This window comes from Microbacterium sp. GQ128, assembly GCF_059758615.1.
In genome coordinates this window covers 445085-467405 of record NZ_JCAXDY010000003.1, presented here as the reverse complement: position 1 = coordinate 467405, position 22321 = coordinate 445085, and the positions used below count along the sequence as shown (strand labels likewise).

Annotated in this window: 18 protein-coding genes; 4 read left to right on the top strand and 14 right to left on the bottom strand. The window is 67.5% G+C overall.

Annotated features, from left to right (window positions below; genetic code table 11):
• Nucleotides 1-6: 6 nt before the first annotated feature.
• The 9 genes from AC6CHX_RS12350 to AC6CHX_RS12310 all read right to left on the bottom strand — a co-directional run bounded on the left by AC6CHX_RS12350 (nucleotide 7) and on the right by AC6CHX_RS12310 (nucleotide 13224).
• The gene (locus AC6CHX_RS12350) at nucleotides 7-1989 is read right to left on the bottom strand and encodes a DUF4012 domain-containing protein (RefSeq protein WP_498273058.1); all 1983 of its coding nucleotides are present in this window, start codon (nucleotides 1987-1989) and stop codon (nucleotides 7-9) included.
• A gap of 33 nt (nucleotides 1990-2022) precedes the next feature.
• Nucleotides 2023-3174 (bottom strand): nucleotidyltransferase family protein, encoded by a 1152-nt coding sequence (locus tag AC6CHX_RS12345; RefSeq protein WP_498273057.1) that lies wholly within the window; start codon nucleotides 3172-3174, stop codon nucleotides 2023-2025.
• Complete coding sequence (locus AC6CHX_RS12340; protein WP_498273056.1) at nucleotides 3171-4469, bottom strand: lipopolysaccharide biosynthesis protein; 1299 nt, start codon at nucleotides 4467-4469, stop codon at nucleotides 3171-3173. Before AC6CHX_RS12340 ends, AC6CHX_RS12345 begins: the two co-directional genes overlap by 4 nt.
• A complete protein-coding gene (locus tag AC6CHX_RS12335; protein WP_498273055.1) occupies nucleotides 4447-6837 on the bottom strand; it encodes a glycosyltransferase family 4 protein in 2391 nt (796 codons plus the stop codon). Before AC6CHX_RS12335 ends, AC6CHX_RS12340 begins: the two co-directional genes overlap by 23 nt.
• The gene (locus tag AC6CHX_RS12330) at nucleotides 6834-7859 is read right to left on the bottom strand and encodes an ATP-grasp domain-containing protein (RefSeq protein ID WP_498273208.1); all 1026 of its coding nucleotides are present in this window, start codon (nucleotides 7857-7859) and stop codon (nucleotides 6834-6836) included. The genes AC6CHX_RS12335 and AC6CHX_RS12330 overlap by 4 nt, the downstream gene beginning before the upstream one ends.
• Entirely contained in the window at nucleotides 7852-8952 is a 1101-nt protein-coding gene (locus AC6CHX_RS12325) for a GNAT family N-acetyltransferase (RefSeq protein ID WP_498273054.1), read from the bottom strand. Before AC6CHX_RS12325 ends, AC6CHX_RS12330 begins: the two co-directional genes overlap by 8 nt.
• Entirely contained in the window at nucleotides 8949-10079 is a 1131-nt protein-coding gene (locus AC6CHX_RS12320) for a DegT/DnrJ/EryC1/StrS family aminotransferase (RefSeq protein WP_498273053.1), read from the bottom strand. Before AC6CHX_RS12320 ends, AC6CHX_RS12325 begins: the two co-directional genes overlap by 4 nt.
• On the bottom strand, nucleotides 10076-11890 hold the full coding sequence (locus AC6CHX_RS12315; RefSeq protein ID WP_498273052.1) for a polysaccharide biosynthesis protein: 1815 nt from the start codon (nucleotides 11888-11890) through the stop codon (nucleotides 10076-10078). Before AC6CHX_RS12315 ends, AC6CHX_RS12320 begins: the two co-directional genes overlap by 4 nt.
• A gap of 128 nt (nucleotides 11891-12018) precedes the next feature.
• Complete coding sequence (locus AC6CHX_RS12310) at nucleotides 12019-13224, bottom strand: hypothetical protein (RefSeq protein WP_498273051.1); 1206 nt, start codon at nucleotides 13222-13224, stop codon at nucleotides 12019-12021.
• Between the two features lie 70 nt (nucleotides 13225-13294).
• Here AC6CHX_RS12310 and AC6CHX_RS12305 point away from each other — a divergent pair, with 70 nt between their 5' ends.
• Nucleotides 13295-14644 (top strand): tyrosine-protein kinase domain-containing protein, encoded by a 1350-nt coding sequence (locus AC6CHX_RS12305; protein ID WP_498273050.1) that lies wholly within the window; start codon nucleotides 13295-13297, stop codon nucleotides 14642-14644.
• Nucleotides 14645-14755: 111 nt separating this feature from the next.
• Nucleotides 14756-16213: a tyrosine-protein kinase domain-containing protein gene (locus AC6CHX_RS12300; RefSeq protein ID WP_498273049.1), complete on the top strand. Its 1458-nt coding sequence runs from the start codon at nucleotides 14756-14758 to the stop codon at nucleotides 16211-16213.
• Between the two features lie 20 nt (nucleotides 16214-16233).
• On the opposite strand, the gene AC6CHX_RS12295 is transcribed toward AC6CHX_RS12300, so the two are convergent.
• Complete coding sequence (locus AC6CHX_RS12295; protein WP_136042850.1) at nucleotides 16234-16677, bottom strand: GtrA family protein; 444 nt, start codon at nucleotides 16675-16677, stop codon at nucleotides 16234-16236.
• A gap of 54 nt (nucleotides 16678-16731) precedes the next feature.
• Between AC6CHX_RS12295 and AC6CHX_RS12290 the strand changes: the two genes are divergently transcribed.
• Complete coding sequence (locus AC6CHX_RS12290; RefSeq protein ID WP_498273048.1) at nucleotides 16732-17517, top strand: glycosyltransferase family 2 protein; 786 nt, start codon at nucleotides 16732-16734, stop codon at nucleotides 17515-17517.
• Complete coding sequence (locus AC6CHX_RS12285; protein ID WP_498273047.1) at nucleotides 17514-18962, top strand: glycosyltransferase family protein; 1449 nt, start codon at nucleotides 17514-17516, stop codon at nucleotides 18960-18962. The genes AC6CHX_RS12290 and AC6CHX_RS12285 overlap by 4 nt, the downstream gene beginning before the upstream one ends.
• Nucleotides 18963-19046: 84 nt before the next feature.
• Here AC6CHX_RS12285 and glmM read toward each other — a convergent pair whose 3' ends face one another.
• The 4 genes from glmM to AC6CHX_RS12265 all read right to left on the bottom strand — a co-directional run bounded on the left by glmM (nucleotide 19047) and on the right by AC6CHX_RS12265 (nucleotide 22316).
• On the bottom strand, nucleotides 19047-20405 hold the full coding sequence (glmM, locus tag AC6CHX_RS12280; protein ID WP_498273046.1) for a phosphoglucosamine mutase: 1359 nt from the start codon (nucleotides 20403-20405) through the stop codon (nucleotides 19047-19049).
• A 14-nt stretch (nucleotides 20406-20419) separates the two neighbouring features.
• Nucleotides 20420-20905, bottom strand: a complete 486-nt coding sequence (rpsI, locus tag AC6CHX_RS12275) for a 30S ribosomal protein S9 (RefSeq protein WP_017828210.1) — start codon at nucleotides 20903-20905, stop codon at nucleotides 20420-20422.
• A gap of 27 nt (nucleotides 20906-20932) precedes the next feature.
• Nucleotides 20933-21379 (bottom strand): 50S ribosomal protein L13, encoded by a 447-nt coding sequence (gene rplM / locus AC6CHX_RS12270; protein WP_029261158.1) that lies wholly within the window; start codon nucleotides 21377-21379, stop codon nucleotides 20933-20935.
• A 268-nt stretch (nucleotides 21380-21647) separates the two neighbouring features.
• On the bottom strand, nucleotides 21648-22316 hold the full coding sequence (locus tag AC6CHX_RS12265; protein WP_136042854.1) for an endonuclease/exonuclease/phosphatase family protein: 669 nt from the start codon (nucleotides 22314-22316) through the stop codon (nucleotides 21648-21650).
• Nucleotides 22317-22321: the final 5 nt, after the last annotated feature.

Below are 22321 nucleotides of genomic sequence, written 5' to 3'. Positions count from 1 at the left end.
GCTCGGCTAGCCACATCCCGGGGCCTCGAGAGTCACCGGCGTCTCTCTCACCATTGCCGTATGCTGCACCTCTGGCGCACCGTACCCGTTTGCGGGCTTGCCATCGGCGCCCCGGAACGTGGCAACGATGTTCTGAGTGGAGTTTGGCGGCGAGAGGATGCTGACCCGCACGGCCTCTCGGCCGAGATGAGTCGCACGGGTACCGGCGGTCTCCACTCCGTCGACCGTCAGCGATTCAATGGACGCACCCACCGGCGCATACACGATCACGTCCGTCGCGATGTCACCCGGCCGATAGTACGGGCCGGTGATGTAGCTCGGGAGGGACTCGGCTTCCTCGCGGCTGATGCCGTTGGTGAAGCTGATGGACGTGGTCCAGGTCGGCACGGCGGCGTTCGCCGTGCACTGATCCGTCGTGAGATTCACGGCTGCATCGACGTAGTAGTCCATCTTCGAGCCGGTGGTGTCGTTGAAGTACACGCCGACGGCTGTGACGTCGTCGTTGGTCGTCGGTAGCGTGCCGGAGAGGGCCGTTGCACCTATGGCCGCTCTCTCGTCCTCGTTCGCCGACCAGAAGTGGATCCGGCCCTCATCGACCGATTGCACCAGCCCCTGAAGGAATGCCTTCGGCTCTGGCGCTCCGCCGAGTATCTGGGCGAAGATCGCTGCGGCCGCACCATCGAAGAACGCGTTCGAGTCGACGCCCTTCGGGTAGGAGAAGTAGACCTCGTTGAGCAGCACACTCACTGCGTTCTCCGACGACAACGTCTCACCGGTCGGCACGGAAATCGGCCCCGTCGCGGGCAGCAGGTAGCTGAGGGCGACCGGGTCGATCGACATCACGCCGTCGATCGGATCGTCGAATTTTTCCGCCCACCACGCCTTCGCCAGCCCGGCACTCGTGGGGAAGTCAGCGGTGCCGGTGAGGTTGGCGATCCAACGTCCGAGGATGTCGGAGTAGAGAGCCTCCGATTCGGCATCCAACGGCGCGATCGGTTCCGTCCTGGCGCTGGTGAACTCGGTCGCCGCCGCCTGCCTGACGATCGACAGAGCGCCGCCCTCCGCACGCACCTGGATGAATGACCCCGGGCCTCCCCCACCCGCGCGGAGTTCCGCATTGCCCAGGAACATCAAGAGGTAGTTCCGAGGCCCATCGGCGCCGAGAATACCGGGGAGGAGCTCAAGCGTGTCAGACGCCGCCGCGAGAATGGGCTGCAGTTCGGTGATCGCGTCGGCGACCTGGCCAACCCCTTGCTTCACCTGCGGCAGGAGCGCCGACTGATCGATCTCACCCACTCGCTCGGCCAGCGCGTCTACCGAACCATCTGCCTCGGTCACGATGGAACCGACCGCCTCGAGCTGCGCCAGGTCGATGCGACCGTCCTGAGGGGTCAGGCTGGCAAGACCGATCGAGCTCGCCGGGACGAAGATACGAGCGCCCATCTCCTCAGCCGCCTCGGCGACCGTCTTCACCGCTCGCAGATTCTCAGCGGGCGGGAGCGGGATCGACTCGAGGACTCCCCAGATTCTGCCTCCGGTCGCGGAAGCCGCCTGCGCTGCTTCCGCCTCGAACGCGCGAGCGGCGGCTTCCGAAGCAGCGGTATCGCCTGCGAGCAGTGCGGTGCGGAACTCCGCCGCGTGCGGCATCGCCGCGAGAAGGTGCGTGCGCGCGTCCATCGCCTGCGCGTAAACTCTCGTACCCGCCCAAGCCAACCCGGCTGCCGCCACGATCAGCAGCGCGAGACAGGAGAGCGTGATCCACAGCGCACGCCTCCTCCGGCGAGGACGACGTCCACGACCACCGCTGTCATGTGACCGCGACGGACGGCCGGCGATATGCACGGGTTGCTCGTCTCGCACACCCGACGACTGGTCGCCGAACAACCCTGCCAGACCGTCGGACTGCTCCGGCGCCGCCTGCGTGTTCTGCTGGGCTTGAATTTCTCGCAATTCGCGTCGCGACGGAGGGGGCGAGCTGTTCTCGGGCATCTCACGATCCAATCATCTGAAGCTGCATAACCCCTATTTCCGCCCCAGGAGAACCCGTATGGCCCGGGAGAACCGGCGGACACGGGCGACAACGAGCTGTCGGGCGGGCGCCTCCGTCGCGCCCTCGACCGACAGCATCATCACGTTCGAAGGCCAGATGAGCCGCACGAGCACACGGGCTCGATGGCGCCACGGAACCGTCAGGAAGGCTTTCACGTAGCGGCGTGGGCCGGAAGCAGATCGCCATGCCCAGTCATCGGGTCGTGGCGTCGCAAGTCCGTCGGTGCTCGACTCGCCGTAGATCTCACGGAGCACCTCTCGAAGTACGTATCCCGCTCCGAGGTCATTCGCGGAGCGGATCGTCTCAGGGCCAGCCGCTTCCAGCGCGTGGCGAGCGTTCGCGATCTGCATCGGGCTTGGCTGACGTCCGTGGGTCGGACGAAGCTCGTGCAGGGCGGTCATCACGGCGTGCTCGGATCTGGAGGGGGTCCGCACCCGCACACCGGCGTACGTCCGGGGTTCGGAACGTGCCTGCACGTACTCGAACGCCGTTTCGGGACTGATCGCCATCCCGGGGAAACGCGAGTGGACATCAATGGCGCACCCCCACTCCGCCGGCTGAAGGGTGAGCGAGTGCGGCACACCCGTCCCGAGAAAAGCGGAGTAGAGCGGTGTCCATCCCCAGTCGACCATCGCCTCGGCGAGTCGCACCTCATCCCCGGGGCGAACCCAGCAGTCCACGTCACCCGAGTGCTCTCGCTCCCGCAGCCCCTGAGCGTGCAACGCCGGTCCCTTGATGAAGACGATGTCGATCGCGCTCTCTCTCGCCACCTCGGCGAGCAACGCATAGACCAGCTCGTGTTGCGGCGACTGCAGCCACGGGTGCGCTAGCTCGATCGCGTCTCTGGCGACGTCAAGCGATGCCGTGGCGAGTCCCATTTGCTCCAGCTGACGTACGACCTCGCTGGTGCGCTCGTCGAGTGTCTCGTCAGCTGCGGGCTGCTCCACCATGCTTCGCCAGGTGGCTGCGCCTTCGCCCCAGAGATATGCAGGTGCGCCGGTGCTGATGGGCAGCACCAGCAGTTCGTAGCCCTCTTCGCCGATCGGGTGTCCGACCAGGTCTAGAGCGCCCACGGCGACCGCGCGCCAGGTCATCGTCGGTCGGCTCACCTCGCCAGTACTCATACCCATTCCGCCTCAGCGTGGCGGGATGCGAAGAGACAGAGCAAGAACAGAACGGCATACATTGTGACCTGCACGACAGTCAGCACGATGAGAGCCGCCTCCAAGCCGAAGCCCAACAACCCGGGGAGAAGCACGGCAGCACAGATCAGGACGGTTCGACTTACATCCCAGGCAAGCTGAAGATACTGCCGCTCGAGCACGAGAAGCGCACGCGAGATCGGCGCGACGACGAACTGCGCGAGATAGAAGAGCACCGTGATCTGGGCGTACTGACCTGCCACCGACCACTCCGCGCCGAAGACGAAACCGAACAGTACCGGACCGAAGACCGCCACGACGATCGCCGGGATCACTGCCACGGCCAGCAGACGCGTGGAGATTCGAAGTAGCAGGGCGGAGAGGCGTCCCGAGCGCTCCCGCCGCCGCGTCGCGAACGTGCCTTCGAAGTACTGGCTCACGGCATCGACGACCATGCCGATCGGCGTGGCCAGAACGCGGATGGTTAGCGCATAGAGACCGGCCTCGATCGATCCGTACATCGCGATGACGATCAGAGGCGGGAGCTGTAGCCCGAGGATATTGAGCACCCGAGACCATGTCACGACGAGCGGAAAACGGCGGTAGCGGCGAGCGACGACACGCACGCGCAACAGGGACGGCCGTGGCTGGCGCTCCCCTCGAGTTCCCACCATCCCGACCGAGCTCGCCACCCGCCCCACGAAAATGCTCGACAGCAACCCGAGCGGGCCCACTGCGAGAAGCCCGAGAAGCACGCTGGACAGCGCCTGAGACGTACCCTGGATGCCGTTACGCACGGCGAGGCGGCCGTAGGCGGCGTCGCGGACGAGCGTCGATGACAGCGCGGAATACGCCCCCATCGCCAAGGTCGTCAGTGGGAGCAGCCACCAGTATGCGGAAAAGATCCCCGCCGTCTGGAGCAACGTGTCCAGCCAGGGGCCGCCGAACCACATGACGACAGCCAAGAGCGCACTCATGGCCACCGTGCTGGCGAGGGTGAGGAACGCGAGGGCACGGGCGCTCAGCTCCGCGCGTGGGATGACGATCGCGCGTTCCCAGCTCAGACTGATGACTCCTCCCGCGACCGTCGCCAATGCCGTGAAAGCAGCGAGCGCCCCGAAATCAGAGACGTCGTAGAGACGAGTCAACAACGGCGAGACCGCGAGCAGGGTCCCCTGACCGATGAGGGTTCCGGTCAGAATCCGGGACACTCCGGATTGCAGGAGTGCACTCAACCGTCGGAACACGAACTTCTCATCTCCAGCGGAACCGTTCATAGGAGTCGACCAGCCGCTTGCCTTCGGCCTGCCAATTTAGTTGCTCGACGGCCAGCCGTCGCGCGTTGCGAGAGTGCGCCGAGAGCATTTCGGGGTTTCGGGCGTACTCAGCCAGCGCTGCCGCGACCTCAGCGGGTGACGACGGATCGACGAGGAGGCCGCATTCGTGCTCGGCCACGATTGTCCGCCACAACGGGAAGTCCGAAGCGATGACCGGAACCCCCGCGGCGAAGTACTCGAACATCTTCGTGGGCAGCGCGTCCCTGTGAGCCTCCGTGTCGGCGAAAAGAACGAGGCCGACGCGACTCGAGAGAATGATGTCGCGTGCTTCCTCGGGGCCGACCTGGCCCACGAAGTCGACCTGTCCCCAACCCGGCATGGCCCGGAGCGAGCTCAGGTGTGTCTCCGATAGAGACCCGGCGAGGTTCAGTCGCCACTCTCCGGGTGCCTCGGGCTCTCCGAAGGCGCCGATCATCGTGTCCGAGCCGCGCCGGCCCGCGATGCCCCCGACATACACTGCGGTCTGGGCGCGCTCGTTGATGTCCACCTCGTCGGCCGACGACTCGCTCTCCCTCAGCGGAGGATAGTTGTGCACGACGACGACCTTGTCGGTCGGAAGATGCGCCGCGATCGTCTCGGTCGCGGCAACGCAGACGTCGGCGACGCGCACGACCTGCACGAGCCCTGTCGCGAACCAGCTGACGACCTTTGCCCGAGCGGGCGAGAGATAAGACTTGGTCATCACCTGTATCGGAAGATCCTCGTGCGCGTCGTACACGACGGTGCGCCGGAGCAACCGAAGCACAGGGATATACGGGATCAGTTCAGGGTCATGCAGGTGCACCACCGCAGCGCGAGTACGAATCGCCAGTGTGACGGCCTGCAGGCTCGACAGCAGCATCCGGGCGATACGCCGACGCCGCGGGATGGTGATCACCGTGACGCCCGAGGGCGGACCTTTGATAGCGCTCTTCACAGCGATAAGGGTGACCTCGTAGCCTGCCTCGACGAGGCTCGCGCACTCACGGTAGTGGATGCGGTTGTCCGTCGATGGGTGCACAGAACTGACATGAACGACCGACCGCCGATGTCGGCGGTTTGAATCGGTCTCGTCCGGCGCCGTTGTCAGAGAATCGAGCGCGGACGCGAGACGCGCAGTCAGCACCTCGTGTGTATATGTGGCGTTTACGTATTCGTGACCCTTGCGAGCCAACGCAGCGCGGCTCGCAAGCGGCATGCTGTACATCTCGAACATCGCCTCGGCGAGCGCCGGGCGATCGTCACCGGGCACGGTCAGACCCGATCCTGCTTCCCTGATCGGGTTGTTCGGGGCGCTGCTCGCGAAGATCACCGGACGGGCGGCGTTCAAGTAGGTGAAGAGCTTGTTCGGGCTGATCCCGTAGTTATAGACCGGACTGTCGTGGAGGCTCGCGACCAGACAGTCCGCCTCCCTCGCTCGAGCGATCACGTCACTCTGCGGAATTCGATCCTCGAAAGCGATCCGCGAGGAACTCGAAAGGGTCGTCGCGAAGGCCTGGAGCTGCGGTTTGAGAGGCCCGTTCCCGACGAACCGGAGGCGGGCGTCGACCTCGGGATGCGCGGAGCAGAAGCGGTCGAACGCTTCCATCACCCCGTCGAGAGCGTTGGCGTTGCCGTGAGCGCCGAGGTACATGAAGGTGAACGGCGATTCGTTGGCTTCGGGGAGTTCGACAACTGTCGAGTCGTCGAATCCGTTCGACACCCAGCAGAACTTCGCCGGATCGATGCCGTTCTCCTCGAGATAGCGGTCCACGTGCGGCAACGGCGAGACGACCATGTCCGCAACCCTCGCCAGCTTGACCGACAGACGGCGCATGAAACGCGCGGGTATCCCGTTCGGCGCGAGTTTGCCGAGGTGGACGAGCGCATCGGGCCACACATCACGAATTTCGTACACGAACGGCACTCGGTTGCGCTTAGCGAGGCAATAGCCGACCCACGCCGCTAGTAGATGGACCGTGCTCCCCATGACCGCATCGGGTCTGCGAAGCCCACGCGTCATGCCCGGCAGCAGAGCGACGGCGGTGAAGACGAACATCCCGATGAATCGGCGCGCCATGCTGCGGCCGTACGCGCTGGCACGCACCCAGAGGACAGGGACTCCGTCCTCCATGGTGATCTGGCGCAGCTTCTTTCCGGGCATCGCCTGCGCGCCGCGTGCATGGATCGTGCTCGCCACAATCAGCGACGCGCTCCATCCGTGCGCGGGGAGGTAACGCGCCATGTTCAGGTGGCGTCCTGATCCGCCGTCCTTCGATGGCACGAGGGCGTGATGATTGACCAGCCAGATGTGCCGATCGCTCTCAGCGCTGCGGTCTTCGGGTGTCATTCGGCTGCTCCTACAATCGCCTCGTACTTGCTCGATGCGACGCCCACGTCGTACCGGAGGTATTCATCCAGATCTGTCCCGTACCCGCCGTTGAGTTGGGCGACGAAGAGCGCAGGCAAGTCAGCACCTGCCAGATGGTTGAAGGGATACCCGCCGCCGAAACGTGGATTGATGTCGATCACGCTCGGTACACCGTCGTCGGACACGATGACGTCGACATCCACACTGCCCCGCTGGCCGAGCCAGGTGGTCAGGCGCTCGCCGAGCGCCGAGAAAGGGGTCGCGTCCGCCGAAATTGCCTGGTCGGTCTCGCCCGATCGCATCCGCACCTTTCGCCTCGCGAGAACGGCGACCGGATGCGCGCCCACCCTCAAAGGAGCGACGATGTCGAGACCGAACTCGACACCTTCGAGCGCCGGCTGTGCGATGAGACTGTCGGGTCCGGGACCACCGGATCTCGTCGCCCACCCCACGGCGAGGGACAGGTCGTCCGCGGCAACGTTGATGAGCCCCGAGGAGCCGCTGCCAAAGCGGTCCTTGATGATGATCCTCGGAGCGGAGCGGGCGAGGTCTGCCAGTCCGTCGCGATCCGTGAGCAGAACCGTAGGGGGCGTCGCGATCCCCTCCTCTGTCAAAGCGCGGGACATGAGGAATTTGTCGTGCACGAGATGGTGCCGTTCGCCGGGAACGCCGAGCACCTCCGTGCCGAACTCTCTGATCCGCTGCCCGAGCCCGGAGGTCGCGAGTGCTTCGATCTCGTAGTCATTGACCGAGAACAGCAGCGCCGGACGTATGCCCTCGATCAGGTTCACCATTTCGGGAAAATACCCGTCAGATGCGTATGCCGGCATCAGGTGTCGGTGCGCCGCGTGCGAGTATGCCGCTGAGCGCGCATCGGCGTCTGTGACGTGCACCTCGCCCGACACCCCTGTGCGCGAGAGCGCCTTTTCGAACCAGTCGTGAAGGTAGATTCGGCGCCCCGCAGATCCGATGACGATCCGGAACGTCTGGCCGTCATCCATTCGCATGCCCTGTCGTGATGTCTTTGGTGAGGCGAAGCTTCTTGCCGTCCTGGCGCATCCCCACGATCGAGAAACCGAGGCTCTCATATAGGCGACGCGCCGGATCGTTGTCGGTCGGTGTCTCGAGTTCGAGCACGTCGAAACCAAGACGTCTGCCGTTGGCGATGAGGACGCTCATAGTGTCTCGTCCGAAGCCGTTCTTGTGTCGATCGGGGTCGACGTAGATGTACAGCGACGCGGTGCTTTCTTCCACACGCCGCAGACCGCACATCGAGACAGGGACTCCCTCGGGAGTGACACCCACCCAGTCCCAGCGGTCCGAAGCGGACTTCGCCGATGCGAACCACTGCACCGTTGAGGCGATGTCCGCCGTGAAATCGATCGAGATGCCCGCCCTGACGCGGTCGTCGTTCAGCCAGCCAACCCGCGTCGCGAGATGCTCCTCGGCAAGCGGCACGAGCGAGAGCTTGCTCGTCGATTCCGGACCGAAGAACTCGCTCATCGTGGCCTGGCCCTCCGCCGCGACACCGCGAGGGGTGACGACGGTCTTGGCCGTGAGGAACAGGATCCGCGCGTCGAGCAGGAGGCTTCGCCGCTCCACATACTCCTGGTCCAACCGCAACCTGTCATCCCAGGTCAGCGCGTTGCGACCGCTCACTTGCGCAAGCCCGGTGAGTCCGGGCCGCATCGAATGGCGGCGTTGCTGCTCCGCCGAATACCGGTCGAGGTACGCCAGGCGAAGCGGTCGAGGACCGACGAAGCTCATGTCTCCGAGGAAAATGTTCCACAGGCTCGGGAGCTCATCGATGCTGGTCGCCCGCAGCACTCGCCCGAATCTCGTCATCCGCTGTTCGTTCGATACACGTCCACGAGCGGCGTCGATGGACCGCATCGATCGAAACTTGAGCAGGGTGAATGGGACGCCGTGTCGACCGGGGCGCTGCTGTCTGAAAACAGCCGGATGGCCCAGTGTCAACGTGACGACGATATACGTTACGAGGAGAATGGGACTGAGCACGACGAGTCCCACTGCAGCGGCGGCCGCGTCGAGCCCCCGCTTCACCACGTCGTAGGGACGGATGCGCGCACTCATCGGTTCAGGAAGCCACGGATCGCGGTGACCACGCGCTCGCGCTGCGCCTCGGTCAGAGCCGACCCGCTCGGCAGAGTCAGGCCCCGTGCGAACAGGCTCTCGGACGCACCGCTCGTCTTGCTGCGCGCGCCCTCGAAGATCGGCTGCGCATGCATCGGCTTCCACAGCGGACGGCTCTCGATGTCGTCGGCGGCGAGCGCTGCGGCGAGCTCCGACGGCTCCCAGCCCGTGATCGACGAGTCGACCAGGATCGACGTCAGCCAGACGTTGTCCGCCTCGTCTCCCTCAGCCCCGAAGACCTCCACGCCGTCGACGTCGGCGAAGAGCTGCTTGTACAGCTCACGCATCTCCCGGCGCCGCGCGATCATCGCGTCGAGGCGGGCGAGCTGTGCGCGACCGAGCGCCGCCAGCAGGTTGCTCATCCGGTAGTTGTAGCCGATGTCGGTGTGCTCGTAGTGCACCACCGGCTGTCGGGCCTGCGTGGCCAGGTAGCGCACCTGCTGCGCGAACTCGGCGTCGTCGGTGAGCAGCATTCCACCGCCGGAGGTGGTCATGATCTTGTTGCCGTTGAACGACACGATGGACGCTCGCCCGAAGCTGCCTGCTGCACGGCCGGCGTGCGTGGCCCCCAGCGATTCCGCGGCGTCCGCCACGACCGGCACACCGAACTCGTCGGCGATCGCGAGGATCTCGGTGTAGTCGATGGCCTTGCCGAGCAGGTCGACCGGAACGATCGCCGACACGGTCTCGCCGGCGTCACGCAACTCGACGAGCGCCTCACGAAGCAACGCCCCATCGATGTTCCCGGTCGCGGGGTCGGCGTCGATGAAATACGGCTCGGCCCCCGTGTACACGATGGCGTTGGCCGTCGCCGCGAAGGTCATCGACGAGGTGAGTACCACGTCGCCCGGCTTCACGCCGAGCGTGAGGAGTGCGAGGTGCAGAGCCGCGGTTCCCGAGCTCAGCGCCACCGCATGAGCGACTCCGACTCGCTCGGCGAGCTCGCGCTCGAAGGCGTCGACGTCGGGGCCGAGGGGCGCGATCCATCCGGAACGCATCGCCGCGACGACCGCCTGCTCCTCCGCCTCCCCGACATCGGGGGAAGACATGTAGATGCGTTCGCTCACGCGTCAGCGCCCTTCTGCATACGGATCGGCTCGATCGCCACCGTGTCGTTGTTCCGCGGGCTCGCGTACATCCGGTCCAGCCATCCCGCCTTGTTGAGCCGCTCGGGCGTGATGATGTCGGCCTTCGTGTGCGACACCTTCGGGTGGAAGGGCCGCTCCAGGTTCTCGCGCGATCCCACGAGCTCTTCGTGCAGCTTCTCGCCGCGACGGAGCCCGGTGAAAACGATCTCGACGCTCTTGCCCGACATCGCGATCATGCGCTTCGCGACCTCGAGGATCGACACCGGCTTGCCCATGTCGAGGATCAGCACCTCGCCCGCCCGACCGATGCCGCCCGCCTGCACGACCAGCTGGCACGCTTCGGGGATCGTCATGAAGTAACGCGTCGCCTCGGGGTGGGTGACCGTGATCGGCCGGCCCTCCGCGATGAGTCGCTGGAACGTCGGCAGCATCGACCCGCGGCTGCCGATCACATTGCCGAACCGCACCGACAGGTACCGCATCCCGGTCTCGGCGCCTGCCCAGGCAGTGAGCTTCTCGGCGACGCGCTTGGAATGCCCGAGCACGCTCGTCGGGTTGGCTGCCTTGTCGGTCGAGATGTTGACGAAGGTGTCGACGCCGACCGAACGGGCGGCGTTGATCACGTTGAGCGTGCCGAGCACGTTCGTCTTCCACGCCTCGTCCGGATACTGCTCGAGCATCGGCAGGTGCTTCAGAGCGGCGGCATGGAACACGACCTCGGGGCGACGGTCGACGAAGATGTCGAGAAGATTCTGCTCTTCACGGATGTCCGCGAGGACGACGTCACGAGAGTCGAGCAGCCCGTGTCCGAGCGTCCCGAGCTGAGCCACCTGGAGTCCGGTCTCGTCGCGGTCCACCATGATCAGCTCGCTCGGCCCGTACTTCGCAAGCTGTCGGCACAGCTCCGAACCGATGGAGCCGCCGGCGCCGGTCACCAGCACGCGTCGACCGGTGATGTATCCGGCGATCAGCTCGACGTTCGTGTCGACGGGGTGACGCCCGATCAGGTCCTCGATGCTGATGTCACGCACGTCGGTGACCGACTGCTCCCCCGACGCGAGCGTCGCCAGAGTGGGGGTGACCGCGACCCGCAGACCGGCGCTCTCGGCAAGGTCGCTCAACGCACGCAGCAACGCACTGTCGGCGCTCGGAATCGCGATGACGGCCAGCTTCGCGCCGGTGCTCCGCGCGACCGACGCGATGTCGCGCGTGGTGCCGAGCACTGGAACGCCCCGCAGACGGAGGTTGCGCTTGGCCGGATCGTCGTCCAGCAGACCGACCGGCCGGATGGGCGAGGACGGGTCGGTCGTGACGTTCGCGAGCAGCTTGTCCCCGAGGAATCCGGCACCGATGATCAGTGCCGCCTCGGCATCCGCACCGGGCTTGCGCGCACGCTCGATGGCCAGACGTGCCACGTACCGCACGCCGAACATGAGCAGCAGCACGAACGGGAACGCGAGCAGCAGCGTTCCGCGCGGGATGCCGACGACCGGCCCGATCGGGATCACGATCAGGGACAGCAGCACTGCTTCGACCACGACGATCAACGCCACCGCGCGGACCTCGTCGAAGGAACCGTAGGTGAATCGTCCACGGTAGAGGGCTGTCGCGAAACCCACGGCCATCTGGATGACACCGGCCGAGAGCGCGAGCACGATCGTCGAGATCCAGCCCTGGGCGTCCATCATGAACTCGAAACGGAGCGCGATCGCCAGGACGACGCCGAAAGTCCAGGCGAGCCCATCGACCACCGCAGCCAGCATCCGGCGTCGCCGCTGCTTCACGGACACTTCCGACAATATTGGAATATTGCCAGTAGACGCGTCGATCGACCCATCCGGATTCACGTGTGGAGCCCCCTCAGACTTATTCACTCTCCTGGAGATATGTTCTCACAGCGAATGAGCAGGTCCGTCCGTTATGGCGTTCCTTCACCGTCCGCCGGCGGGTCGGTGCCGGGATCAGTCTCGCCGTCGCCAGGGCCCGTCACCGGCGGAGTGACACCGGTCCCCGGGTCGGTGCTCCCATCCGTGGGCGGCGTCTGGTTCCCGTCACCCTGCTGCTGCTGTTGCTGGGGCTGCCACTGATTCTCTTGCTCACGCTGCTCGCGCTCGATCTCGAACCGCAGCTGGTCCGCAGCCAACGCGACGAACGCGTCCCGGTACGCCGCCAGCGCGGAACGACCCTCCGCCGCCCACAGATCCGCGGCAGCGACACGCGTCGCGGCGTCGGACACGGCCGTGCGCAACGATTCCTCAGCGTCCGGGTAGCGGGCGATCGCCGCATCCGCCGCGGCGACGAACGATGCGGCGTAGGCATCGACCGCCGCGTCGGCCGTGGGGCGAAGCGCATCGAGCCGCTCGCGGACCGCCCGTGCCTCGGCGGTCGCAGCGTCCATCGCGACCAAACGCTCCTGGACGTCGTCGATCGCGCCGCCGACCTCCACGAGCGAGTCCTCGTCGATATCGTCGCGCACATAGTCGGCAGGCAACGAAGGGATGGTGATCCCCGCCAACCCCGAGGCGTACGCATCGACGGCCGCGAGCGCCGTGGCGAGGGCGGCCGCGTCGGTGACCGCAAGCGGCGCATCCTCGAGTTCGCCGGCCGGATCGGCGGCGGTACTCGTCCCGGTGAGCGCGCTGCGGAGCTGCGCAGCCTCCGCCGTCTGCGCATCGATGTCGGCGACGAGGCGGTCCCCCGCGGTCTTCAACGACTGGTGAGCGTTCAGGAGGGCGGCCTCGTCAGCCTCCAACGACTCCACGGCACTCGCGGCCGGGCTGGCCGTCGCCATCTGGATGCCGCCGACGGTGCCGGCGACCGCGAGGGCCACGACGGCGAGGGAGGCTGCCGCCAGCGTGACGGCGTCGATCGATCGCCTCGGGCGCTTCTTCGGACGGGACGACTCATCGGATCCTGCACCTACCGGAACGGCGGTGCGGGCGGCGGCCTCGACCATGTCAGCGAGTGCTCGGGCGTCCGCGTCCGATGTCGCCGATGCACCACTCTGCCTCGGCTCCCCGATCATCTCCCGCAACCGGCGAGCGGTGTGATGGTCGTCCAGCACCGCCGTCCCTGCGTCGCCGGCGCGGGGCCCGTCGGGGAAGAGCTCGTCGAGGTGAGTCATGTCGCCTTCATAGGAATGGGTAGTCTCGGAAGACGATACCGCCGATCGCACCCGACCATGCTGGAGAGCTATGGACATCCATGACTACCTTCGGGTGTTCCGTCGCCAGATCGTCGTGATCGTCGCGAGCATTCTCATCGGACTCTCCACCGGCGCGCTGGTCGCGATGCTCACCCCTCCCCGCTACCAGGCTTCGACCGAGGTCATGGTGGCCGTGCAGGTCGCCGACACCGCCACCCCCGCGGAACGCGCGCTCGCCACCGGCTACGCGAAGCAGGCTGTGGAGACCTACCGCTCGATCATCACGAGCTCGCTCGTGCTCGACCCCGTCGTCGAAGACCTCGGCCTCTCCTCGGCACCCTCCGGCATCAGCGCGTCGGCACCGCTCAACAGCGCGATCATCACGATCAGCGTCAGCGACCGCAACCCGGGGCAGGCCGCGCGCATCGCGAACGCCGTCGCGGAGAGCTTCGCCACCGTCGTCACCGGCACTCTCGAAGAGCGCGAGCAGACCGCCGCGTTCAGCATCCGGATCGTCACCCTCGAACCGGCCCAGGTGCCGACGCAGCCCGTCGCGCCGAACCTCTCCCTGTCTCTCACGATCGGCGCTCTGCTCGGGCTCGCGGTCGGCGTCGGCATCGCGCTCCTGCGCGCGACGCTCGACCGCCGGGTGCGCGTCGCGGCCGACGTCGAGGCGGCCGTGCCGGTGCCGGTGCTCGGACAGATCCCGCTGGACCCCGACACCGGTGAGCACCCCCTCGCCATGAGCACCGCACCGCACGGGCTCCGCGCCGAGGCCTACCGCAGCCTCCGCACCAACGTGCGCTTCTTCTTCTCCGGCAACCAGGGCGTCTTCGTCGTGACGAGCTCCGGTCCGGGTGAGGGCAAGTCGACCACCGCCGCGAACCTGGCGCTCGCCTTCGCCGACGCGGGTCAGCGCGTGGCCCTGCTCGACGGCGACCTCCGCCTCCCCCGCGTGGCCGAGTACTTCGGCATCGAGGGCGGCATCGGACTCAGCGATGTGCTGGCCGGCCGCGTGCAGCTCAACGACGTCATCCAGCGCTGGGGCCGCAGCGCCCTGTTCGTCCTCCCGGCCGGCACCGTGCCGCCGAACCCGGCCGAGCTGCTCGGCTCCCCCGCGATGGAGGGCCTGATCGAGACGCTCACCGAGGCCTTCGACGTCGTCATCATCGATGCCCCGCCGCTGCTGCTCGTGACGGATGCCGCGGTGATCGCCCGCGTGACGACCGGAGCCCTCCTGATCGCCGCCGCCGGATCGTCGCAGGCCAACCGGCTCGCCGATGCGGCCAAGAGCATCGAGTCGGTCGGCGCGAGAGTGCTCGGCACGGTGCTGACGAAGGCTCCGATCACAGCCGCCGCGAGCACGACCTACGGCACCGCCGCGCCGGCGACGCACTGAACACGCGCAGCGCCGGTCGTCCCACCGCCGCTGTGGAAGAATACTGGGATACCGTTTTCACGGCCCGCCTTGATCGGCAGAGGTCGCACTGCATCAGGGGGAATCTGCCGCGTGGAACTTCGCGACTACGTGCGTGTGCTGCACAGAAACTGGATCCTGATCCTCGTCCTGATGGTCCTCGGCCTCGCCGGCGGTGCCGGCTATGCCGCGCTGCAGCAGCCGAAGTACGTCGCATCGACGCAGCTGTACGTCTCGGTCCGCACCGAAGGCGCCGCCACCGGTGACCTCGTGCAGGGCACGACCTTCGCACGGCAGATGGTCACCAGCTACGTCGACGTCGTCGGCACCGCGCTCGTGCTCGAACCCGTCATCGAAGAACTCGGCCTCGACGACTCGGTCTCGGGCCTCAGCAGCCGCGTCACGGCGACGACCCCGCTCAACACCGTCCTGATCGACGTCAGCGTGACCGACGGCGACCCCGAGCAGGCCGCGGCCATCGCCAACGCCGTCGCCGTGAGCTTCCAGGACGCGGTGCAGAAGACGCTCGAGCAGCCCGCGACCGAAGACGCCGTCAGCCCGGTGCGCATCACCGTGACCGAGCCCGCCATCGCCTCCTCCACCCCGACGAGCCCCAACGTGCGCCTGCTGATCATCCTCGGCGGCATCATCGGCCTGGCTCTCGGTCTCGGCATCGCGATGCTCCGCACCGTGCTCGACAACCGCATCCACACGCTCCACGACATCGAGGCAGTCACCGATCGCCCCGTCCTCGGCGGCATCGCGTACGACCCGGATGCCACCAAGCGCCCGCTCATCGTGCACGCCGATCCGCGCAGCCCGCGCGCCGAGTCGTTCCGCAGCCTGCGCACGAACCTGCAGTTCCTCAACCTCGACGCCGGCCCCCGCATCTTCGTCGTCTCCAGTGCAGGCCCCGGTGAGGGCAAGTCGACGACGACCGCCAACCTCGCCATCGCTCTCGCCGAGACGGGTGCCCGTGTGGCCCTGGTCGACGGCGACCTGCGACTGCCCCGCGTGGCCGACTACCTCGGCATCGAGGGCGGCGTCGGACTCACCGACGTGCTCATCGGACGCGTGGACGTGGCCGACGCGCTGCAGAAGTGGGGCACCACCGACCTGTACGCCCTGCCGAGCGGGCAGGTGCCGCCGAACCCGAGCGAGCTGCTGGGCTCGGCCGCGATGGATCAGGTGCTCAAATCGCTCGGCGACTACTTCGACTACGTGCTCATCGACGCGCCGCCGCTGCTGCTGGTGACCGATGCGGCCGTAGTGGGAAGCAAGACCCGCGGCGTCATCCTCGCCGCAGCCTCCGGCAAGACGAAGAAGCAGGAGCTGTCCGGGGCACTGCGCGCACTCGAGAACGCCGGCGTGCAGATGCTCGGCGTGGTCGTCACGATGCTGCCGACCAAGGGCCCGGACAGCTACGGCTACGGCTCGTACACCTACGGGTCGACGCACGACCTGGACGGCGAGACGTCGACGGATCGTCGGAAGGCCAAGCGGGCCAAGAAGGCGAAGAGCGCCAAGAAGCGCGAAACCGCTCGAGTCTGATCCGCCCCGACCGAGCCGTACTACTTGGTCGGCGCCACCCGGAAGACGATGCCGTGATAGAGCACGAAGCGCAGCAGGACCACGATGACGATGCTCGTCAGGTTCACGACGTTGACGGCGACCGCTCCGGGCTCCCGGCCGAGGACCGCGGCGACCGCCTCGACGCCCACCCAGACGAGGAAAGCGCCGATGGCCGTGCACACGGCGTTGGTGACGAGGAACAGGGTGACCTCGGAGACCCGTCCGCGGCGGTCGCGATGGCGGAACGTCCACTCGCGGTTCCCGATGTACGCGTTGACCAGCGCGACGAGCGAGGCGACGATCTTCGCGGCGACGACATCCCATCCCCACGCGAAGACCAGCAGATTGAAGACGCCGACCTCGATGAGGGTGCTCAGAGCGCCGACGACGAGGAAGCGGCTGCCGACGCCGGCGAGGCGACGGATGCGAGAGGGAGGGTTCATGGCTCAACTAGGCTACTTGCTGATCCCCGCGCCCTCCGCCACCCCAAGGACCCTGTGACCCTTCGCCACCTCGCCGTCGTCATGCCCGCCTACAACGAGGTCGAAGGCATCCGGGGCTTCATCGACGAGATCCGCGACTGCGTGTCTCCCCTGGCCGACCGCGTCACCTTCCACGTCGCCGACGACCGCTCCACGGATGCCACGGCTTCGGTGTTCGACGGCGTCGCCGACGTCACCGTCGAGGTGCAGCCCCTCAACCGCGGTCACGGCCCGACCGCGCTCTCGGCCTACCGCGCCGGACTCGCCGCCGACCCCGACGTGCTGGTGCACGTGGACGGCGACGGACAGTTCTACGGCAGCGACTTCACCCGGCTCATCACCGCGCTCACGACCGAGGATGCCGATGTCGTCCACGGCGTGCGCGACGGTCGCACCGACCCCTGGTATCGCAAAGTGCTCACGGGCGCGGTCGGCGTGCTGATCGCCCTCGCCGCCGGACGACGCATCCCCGACGTCAACACGCCGCTGCGCGCCTACCGCCCCGACGCGCTGCGACTGCTCGTCGACGCGACCCCGGCCGACGCCACGGTGCCGCACGTGCACTTCTCCCTCGCCGAGGCCCGCGCGGGCTTCACCGTGCGCTACCTCCGTGTGGCCAGCATCCCCCGACGAGGAGAATCGACCACCGGCACCATGTGGGGGCGCGGGAACGCCGTCACCCTGCCGCCGAAGCGCCTGCGCCGGTTCGTGCGCGTCGCCCTCGTCGAGGCGTGGACGCTCTCACTGCGGCCCTCCGCTCCCCTGCGCAACATCCGTCGACCGGAGACCGTCGCGCGATGACGCGAGCACGCACGATCGTGTTCTGGGCGGCGGCAGTCGCCCTGCTGATCGGGCACGTCATCGTCGCGTGGCACAGCCTCTTCGTCTGGCGCTTCTGGGAGGACGAGGCCTTCAACCTCACCGTCCCGCTCAACCTGCTCGACGGTCTCGGATACTCCAGCGACGGTGCCCTCTCCGGGTCGACCATCACACCCTTCGACCCGCGCATCTCGACCGGTCCCGTCGTGCTCCTGCCCGTCGCCGCGCTCCTCGCGACCGGGATGGACCCGGTGCTGGCGGCACGGCTGGTCCCTCTGGCCTTCTGGGTGGCGCTCCTCGCCGGGCTCGCCGTGATCGGACGGCGCATCGGCGGACGCTGGGCAGCTCTACTCGCTGTCACCGTCCCCCTGGCGTTCACCGCGGACGCCGGGTTCTCCCCCATCCAGGGCCCCGCCGACCTGCTGGGCGAGATCCCCGCGGCGGCGCTCCTCGTCTGGGCCCTCACGCTCCTTCCCCGCCGCGCCTGGCTGGCCGGCCTCCTCGTGGGTCTCGCGATCCAGGCGAAGCTCATCGCCGCCCTCGCACTGCCGGCGTTCGCGATCGCCCTGTGGGTGCTCTCCGACGGCACCGGCTGGGCCCGCGTGCGCGACACCCTCCGGCGGTCGTGGCTGCCCCTCCTGCTGGCCGCCGTGCCGACGCTGCTCCTGGAGCTCGGCGCGCTGCTGTCGCTGGGCCTCGGCGGCTTCGTGCAGCACCTGCGCGACTTCGGTCATTTCCTCCGCACCGGGGGTCAGGGCGACGCCGCGACCACCGTGGTGCAGAAGCTCGGCACACTGGCGGACTCGTGGTCGCTGCCCGGCTTCCTCGCCGTTATCGGAGCGGTCATCGCCCTCGGTCTCGCGATCACCGGCATCGTGCTGCGCTGGCGTGACGCGAGCGCCGCCGACCGGATCGTGATCGCTTACGCTCTGGCGGCCATCGTCGGCGCACTCGCGTTCGTGGGCTGGTGGGCCACCGCCTCCCGACTGCCGCTGTGGGTGCGACACCCCGCACCCGGCATCCTGGCGTTCTTCCCCGTGATCGCCGCGGTCGCTCTGTGGGCCGTGGCCGCCCTGCCGCGCCGCAAGGGCGTCCGTGTCATCGGCGTCGTCGCCGCGTCGGCACTGGCCGCCATCATCGCCGGCGGCGGCGTGGCCCACGTCGTGTCGACGTACGAGCCCCGCACCACGCTGGAGAGCCAGCGGGTCGCCCTCGTGCCGCTCACGGCATGGGTCGAGGCGAACGACATCGAATGGCTGGCTGCGGAGCCCTGGGGGTACGCGGTCGCGCCGATCGTCCTGACGGGTGCGCACGTCGGGCTCTTCGACGCTCCCGCCATGGCCGACGCGCCCCGGCTGACCACTCGGCCCTGCGCGACCGAGACCCTCGTCGACGCCGGCCAATACCGCATCTGCGCGGCGCCCTGACCGCGCAGCTCGGCGACGCTCCGAAGACAGAGAACCGGCCGGCCGCTGAGATCAGCGACCGGCCGGTTCGAGGTTCTGCGAGCGTCAGAGCGCGAGGCGGTCCTGGACGACCTCTGCCAGACGTCCGGCGTAGGCGTGCACCGACTCCGCATCCGCGGCTTCGACCATGACGCGTACGAGCGGCTCGGTGCCGGACTTGCGCAGCAGCACACGACCGGACTCCCCCAGCTCGCTCTCGATGTCGCGCACCGCCTGCTGCACGACCTCGTCGTCGGCGACGCGATCCTTGTCGACGTCGCGCACGTTGATGAGCACCTGCGGGTACACCGTCATGATCGATGCGAGCCCGGCGATCGACTTCTTCTGTCGTGCCATCTCCGCCACCAGGTGGAGCCCCGTGAGGATGCCGTCACCGGTGGTGGCGAACTCGCTCATGATGACGTGACCGGACTGCTCGCCGCCGAGCGCGTATCCGCCCTCGTTCATGTCTTCGAGCACGTAGCGGTCACCGACGGCGGTCTGACGCACCGTGATGCCGTGCTCGCGCATCGCGACGTGCAGGCCGAGGTTGCTCATGACGGTCGCGACGAGCGTGTCGTCGGTGAGGCGTCCGCGCTCCTTCATCGAGACCGCGAGGATCGCCATGATCTGGTCGCCGTCGATGTGGTTGCCCTCGGCGTCCACAGCGAGGCAGCGGTCGGCGTCGCCGTCGTGGGCGATGCCGATGTCGGCCCCCAGACGCACGACGGCCTCGGCGAGGTTGTCGAGATGAGTCGAGCCGACGCCGTCATTGATGTTCCAGCCGTCGGGGTCGGCCCCGATGACGGTCACCTCGGCGCCCGCATCGCGGAACGTCTCGGGCGAGACGCCGGATGCCGCGCCGTGGGCGCAGTCGAGCACGACGTGGATGCCCTCGAGACGGTTCGGCAGCGAGCCGAGGAGGTGCACGACGTAGCGGTCCTCCGCGTCGGAGAAGCGGTCGACGCGGCCGACGCCGGCGCCGGTCGGGCGCAGCATCTCACCGGACATCGCCTCTTCGATGCGCTGCTCGACCTCATCGGGGAGCTTGCGGCCCCCACGGGCGAAGATCTTGATGCCGTTGTCGGGAGCGGCGTTGTGCGACGCCGAGATCATCACGCCGAAATCGGCGTCACGGTCGGCGACGAGGAACGCCAGGGCCGGGGTCGGGATGACACCGGCCTCGAGCACGTCGACTCCCGAGGAGGCGAGACCGGCCGAGACGGCCGACGTCAGGAAGTGTCCAGAGACCCGAGGGTCCCGGGCGACCACTGCGGTGAGTCGCTTGCCTTCGGCCTTGCGAGCCTCCGCAGTACGGCCCTGGCCCAGGACGACAGCAGTCGCCTGGGCCAGGGTGAGCGCCAGGTCGGCGGTGAGGATGCCATTGGCAAGTCCTCGCACGCCGTCCGTGCCAAAGATCGGCATCGGAGCAGTGGACCTTAACGCTTCGAGTACTGAGGCGCCTTACGGGCCTTCTTGAGTCCGGCCTTCTTGCGCTCCTTGACGCGAGCGTCGCGCGAGAGGAAGCCGGCCTTCTTCAGGGTCGGACGGTTGTTCTCCTCGTCGATGCCGTTCAGCGAACGAGCGATGCCGAGACGGAGCGCGCCGGCCTGACCCGAGGGGCCACCACCGGAGATGCGCGCGATGACGTCGTACGCACCCGCGAGGTTCAGCACCGTGAACGGGTCGTTGATCAGCTGCTGGTGCAGCTTGTTCGGGAAGTAGTCCTCGATCGTGCGGCCGTTGACCGTGATCGTGCCCGAGCCGGGGACGATGCGCACGCGGGCGATGGCCTGCTTGCGACGGCCGACAGCGGCACCCGGGACGCTGAGGACGGGGCGGGGAGCCGCCTCGACCACGTCGGTCTCGGGAGTCGACGTCGAGAAGTTCTGGGGGGTTTCGGTGGTGTCCTGGATGTCAGCCACGAGTATGTCCTTAAGTCTTTACGGCGCTTACTGGGCGACCTGGTCGAGGGTGTACGTCTGCGGCTGCTGCGCGGCGTGCGGGTGCTCGGCACCGACGTACACCTTGAGCTTGGTCAGCTGCTGGCGGCCGAGGCTGTTCTTGGGGAGCATGCCACGGATGGCCTTCTCCACAGCGCGGACCGGGTTCTTCTCGAGGAGCTCGGCGTAGGTGACCGACTTCAGGCCGCCCGGGTAACCCGAGTGGCGGTAGGCCAGCTTCTTCTGGAGCTTCTGACCGGTGAGCGCGACCTTGTCGGCGTTCACGATGATGACGAAGTCACCCGAGTCGATGTGGTTGGCGAAGGTCGGCTTGTGCTTGCCACGCAGGAGCGTAGCGGCGTGCGAAGCCAGACGGCCGAGAACGACGTCGGTGGCGTCGATGACGACCCAATCGCGCTGGACTTCGCCAGCCTTGGGGGTGTAAGTGCGCGTCACGATAGTGCTGCTTTCTTGTGTCGAACGGAGAAGTTCGTGAATCCCACTCCGGGGTGGTTCTTCCCGACAGGGAGGAACACGCCAGTGGAGGGCTCACGTTCGGACGATGCGCTCTCCCGCGGACGGGAAAGGCACCAAAGGGAAATCATACGCCACCGGGCGCGGATGCCCAAACCCGCCCCCCCCTCGGCTCGCTCCGGTCGCACTTTCTGCCGCTGTCGGCGGCTGAGAGCGGCAGCAAGTGCGACCGGAGCGGACGAGGGTCGAGTCAGTCGGGCTTGACCGTGACCAGGATCGGGCGGTGGTCGCTCGACCCCTGCGGCAGAGTCGTGATGCGCTCGATCTCGAAGCCGGCCGAGGTCGCGAAGTCGTAGTGCCCGCGGAACACGCGGTAGCGGGTGTACGTGTGGTCGTCGCTGAGCGAGAGGGCGTAACCGTGGTCGCGCACCGCCTGACCGAGGTTCTCCTTGAAGATCGGGTAGTTGTAGTCGCCGACCATGAGCTGCGGCAGTCCCTCGCCGAGGGTCGCGAGCTCGCTGAGCGCTGCGCGGATCTGGTGCCGGCGCAGCGAGTTCAGCGCCGTCAGCGGGGCCGCATGGAAGGAGGCGACGATGAAATCCTGCGCATCGTCGATGTCGCGCAGCCGCGCCCCCAGCACACGCTCGTGAGCGGGCTTCGCGATGCGGTCGTGCAGCGACTTCTTCAGCCCGAGGGTGCGGATCGACTGCAGGTGGTAGGTGCTCGATCGGTAGAACAGCGCGAGTCCGAGCCGGTTGCCCTGGGTCGCATCCGCCAGCACGAGGTCGCCGATCTCTGCGGGCAGCTCCGGAACGTCGCACTCCTGCAGGCACAGGATGTCGGGGTCGTGCTCGCCGACGAGGGCCGCGAGTTCTCCGGCCGCGCGATGCTTCTGGAGGTTATAGGAGATGACCTTCATGACCG

Coding starts and splice junctions, on each gene's coding strand:
- AC6CHX_RS12350 (WP_498273058.1), bottom strand. CDS start 1,989: ATGCCCGAGAACAGCTCGCCCCCTCCGTCGCGACGCGAATTGCGAGAA.
- AC6CHX_RS12345 (WP_498273057.1), bottom strand. CDS start 3,174: ATGAGTACTGGCGAGGTGAGCCGACCGACGATGACCTGGCGCGCGGTC.
- AC6CHX_RS12340 (WP_498273056.1), bottom strand. CDS start 4,469: ATGAACGGTTCCGCTGGAGATGAGAAGTTCGTGTTCCGACGGTTGAGT.
- AC6CHX_RS12335 (WP_498273055.1), bottom strand. CDS start 6,837: ATGACACCCGAAGACCGCAGCGCTGAGAGCGATCGGCACATCTGGCTG.
- AC6CHX_RS12330 (WP_498273208.1), bottom strand. CDS start 7,859: ATGGATGACGGCCAGACGTTCCGGATCGTCATCGGATCTGCGGGGCGC.
- AC6CHX_RS12325 (WP_498273054.1), bottom strand. CDS start 8,952: ATGAGTGCGCGCATCCGTCCCTACGACGTGGTGAAGCGGGGGCTCGAC.
- AC6CHX_RS12310 (WP_498273051.1), bottom strand. CDS start 13,224: ATGACTCACCTCGACGAGCTCTTCCCCGACGGGCCCCGCGCCGGCGAC.
- AC6CHX_RS12305 (WP_498273050.1), top strand. CDS start 13,295: ATGGACATCCATGACTACCTTCGGGTGTTCCGTCGCCAGATCGTCGTG.
- AC6CHX_RS12295 (WP_136042850.1), bottom strand. CDS start 16,677: ATGAACCCTCCCTCTCGCATCCGTCGCCTCGCCGGCGTCGGCAGCCGC.
- AC6CHX_RS12285 (WP_498273047.1), top strand. CDS start 17,514: ATGACGCGAGCACGCACGATCGTGTTCTGGGCGGCGGCAGTCGCCCTG.
- glmM (WP_498273046.1), bottom strand. CDS start 20,405: ATGCCGATCTTTGGCACGGACGGCGTGCGAGGACTTGCCAATGGCATC.
- AC6CHX_RS12265 (WP_136042854.1), bottom strand. CDS start 22,316: ATGAAGGTCATCTCCTATAACCTCCAGAAGCATCGCGCGGCCGGAGAA.